We start from the raw sequence: 3015 nt of genomic DNA on the forward strand, positions 1-3015 counted from the left end.
TATGAAAAGATTTCAAAAATTTTATTTCTTCGTCTGTTAAATTAAAATCCATATTTTGATTATACTATAAATTAAAAAATTGACAAACTTAAAAATTTTTAGTATATACTAATATGATAAATTATATAACATGTGAAAAAATTATTTGTAATTCTAAATAATTTTATACTTAATCTTCTCAATTAGTTTTGAAACAAGTATAGTAATGACAAAATAATTTTTATTAATTTATATTTAATTTCTCTCTTTTCCAAGCCAAAAAATATCTTTTTTTAAATAGCTTTTGTATAAGTTCATTATCTGTAAAGTAAGTCCTATTTCTATGCATTCCTCATCAGCATCAAAGAGCCCGTTATGAGCTTCATGAATTATTCCTTTTTTCTTGTTTCTAGCTCCTATATTAAAAAATGCTCCAGCTTTATTCTGTATAAAAAAAGAAAAATCTTCAGCTCCCATAGAAGGTTTTAATTCAAGTACATTTTTCTCTCCAAGCAAATTAACTGCATTTTCTCTCACAATATCAGAGGCTTCCTTCCAATTAATAAGACTTGCAAAATATACTGTTTCTATAAACTCGGCATCGGCATCAAAAGAGTAGGCTATACCTTTTATTATTTTTTTTATTTTTGTTATTATTTTTGTCATAGTGCTTTCTCTTAAGGCTCTTATTGTACCAGTCATCTCAGTATAACCGCATATAATGTTTTCAGCAGTACCTCCTTTTATTGTTCCTATTGTTATTACAGCACTGTCTTCTGCCTGAACATTTCTGCTTATTATTGTTTGAATATTATCTATTATTTTTGCAGCTATTACTATAGTATCGATTCCTCCAGAAGGATTAGCAGCATGAGCACTTTTCCCATAAACTTTTATCTTAAAGTCTAAACATGAAGCATTAACAATATTATCATTTATCTGAACAAATCCAATATCACTATGAGTAGAAACATGCAGACCATATATAACATTCACATTCTCCAATGCATTTTCTTTTATCATTCTCAAAGCTCCTCCTACAGTTTCTTCTGCAGGCTGAAATATAAGCCTTATATTGCAGGGAGGTATTATGCCTTTACTGTTATTTTGAAATACTGAAGCTATACCCAAATTAATTGCCGTATGTATATCATGTCCGCAGGCATGACATACTCCTTTATTTTTTGAGCTGTAGCTGCAGTTTTTTAAATCATCTATTGGAAGAGCATCTATATCTGCTCTGAATGCCGCTGTGAAACTTTTATCTTTTCCTTTTATATCAGCTATAATTCCAGTATCAGCAACTTCTGTTTTATGTTCTATATTATATTTTTTTAAATGCTTAGATATTGTATTCATAGTTTGGAATTCTTTTTCTGAGAGTTCAGGGTTAGAATGCAAATCTCTTCGTATATTTATTAATTCTTCTTTTATCTCTTTTATTTTGCTTTTTATTAACTCTAATTCTTCCATAAATAAAACTTTAATAAAACTTTGTTAATGTATTTATTATAATTATATATTTTTGAGTATTAACTTCAATACTTATTATTCATAATATAGATTTAAAGTTATTAAACAGTTTTTTATATCTATAATTCATATATATTGTATTACATATTATACAAAATATAGAATTTTTTAATAAATTCTGACTGATTTTGATTATTTTTGATTGAAATTGATTGATTTTTTTGGCTTTTTTTATATAATTGTTAATATAGAAAGTAAATAAGGATATTAAAGAAGTGCTAAGAGTAAGCAGATACGAATTGATACTTGAAGTTATAAAAGAGAAAAAGAACATAAAGATAGAGGAGCTAATAGAGAGGCTCAATGTATCAGAGGCTACAATCAGGCGTGATTTAACATTTCTTGAAGAGGCTGGAAAGATAAAGCGTGTTCATGGCGGGGCAGTATTAATTGATGCTCAGGAAGAGAGTTTGTTATACAAAAGAGAGATATATTCGGAGGAAAAAGATAATATAGGTAAGTTTGCTGCTTCTCTAATAGAGAAAGGAAGTACTATATATCTTGATGCGGGTACTAGTGTTTTTGCTATGATTAAATATTTGTCTGGAATTGAGAATATAAAGGTTATAACAAACGGTGTAAGCCATATAGATGAACTTAATAATAAAAGAATAGAAACTTATTTGATAGGCGGAAAGATAAAAACACTTACAGGGGCATTGGTTGGAGTAACTGCTGCGATGTCTGTAAAGAATTTTAATTTTGATTTGGCGTTTATGGGTGCTAACGGCATTGATATATACGGATATTCTACGCCGGACGGTGAAGAGGCATTGATAAAAAGTGAGGCTTCCAAGAGGGCAGATAAAACTTATTTTTTATGCGATGAATCCAAATTTAACAAAAGAAGTCTTATAAACTTTTGCAGTTTGGAAGATTCTTATTTGATAACCAATGCAAAAGAAATAGATGATAATATAAAAAATAAATTAAAAGGATTATTTATTGTTAATCAATAAAAAGCGGGGGATTATTTATGATATATACTTTAACACTAAATCCTGCCGTTGACTACTATATAGACATGAATAACTTTGAAGAGGGAGAATTAAACAAAGTTAATAATGCCTATACATTAGCAGGAGGAAAAGGAATCAATGTTTCTAAAGTATTAAAAAACTTTAATATCGATTCTATTGCTTTAGGTTTTTGCGGAGGATTCACTGGAGATTATATAAAAAAGCATCTTAAAGAGTATGGAATTAAAGAGCATTTTATATACTTAGAAGAAGATACTAGAATAAATATCAAATTAAAAACTTCAAAGACAGAAAGTGAAATAGCTGGAAAATCGCCTAATATTTCAAAAGAAAAAGTTAATGAATTGTTAGACTTTATAAAAACTAATATAAAAGAAAATGATATATTAGTATTATCTGGAAGTGTTCCAAGCCCTGTAGAAAACAGTATATACCTAAACAAATATAGTTTGTCAATTTTCAAACAGATGAAAATTCTCTGCTAATGCTATTGATAGTTCTTTTTTCCACTTATTACTTTTAT

The 3015-nt window shown here is 27.9% G+C and carries 2 protein-coding genes and 1 pseudogene; 2 read left to right on the forward strand and 1 reads right to left on the reverse strand.

Features of this window, described 5'->3' with window-relative positions:
- Positions 1 to 234: 234 nt before the first annotated feature.
- Positions 235 to 1452 carry a M20 family metallopeptidase gene (locus tag Q1X91_RS15300; protein WP_300759437.1) on the reverse strand — a complete coding sequence of 406 codons (1218 nt, stop codon included), beginning with the start codon at positions 1450 to 1452 and terminating at the stop codon, positions 235 to 237.
- A 275-nt stretch (positions 1453 to 1727) separates the two neighbouring features.
- Here Q1X91_RS15300 and Q1X91_RS15305 point away from each other — a divergent pair, with 275 nt between their 5' ends.
- Both Q1X91_RS15305 and Q1X91_RS15310 read left to right on the forward strand, forming a co-directional pair.
- Positions 1728 to 2471, forward strand: a complete 744-nt coding sequence (locus Q1X91_RS15305; RefSeq protein WP_300759439.1) for a DeoR/GlpR family DNA-binding transcription regulator — start codon at positions 1728 to 1730, stop codon at positions 2469 to 2471.
- Between the two features lie 17 nt (positions 2472 to 2488).
- Positions 2489 to 2971 (forward strand): annotated as a pseudogene (locus tag Q1X91_RS15310) (PfkB family carbohydrate kinase); the annotation flags it as partial.
- Between the last annotated feature and the right edge of the window lie 44 nt (positions 2972 to 3015).

This window comes from uncultured Brachyspira sp. (assembly GCF_949287625.1).
Classification (GTDB): domain Bacteria; phylum Spirochaetota; class Brachyspiria; order Brachyspirales; family Brachyspiraceae; genus Brachyspira.

Bases quoted from the DNA above. Each gene is read 5' to 3' on its own strand.
- Q1X91_RS15300 (WP_300759437.1), bottom strand. From the start codon at position 1,452: ATGGAAGAATTAGAGTTAATAAAAAGCAAAATAAAAGAGATAAAAGAA.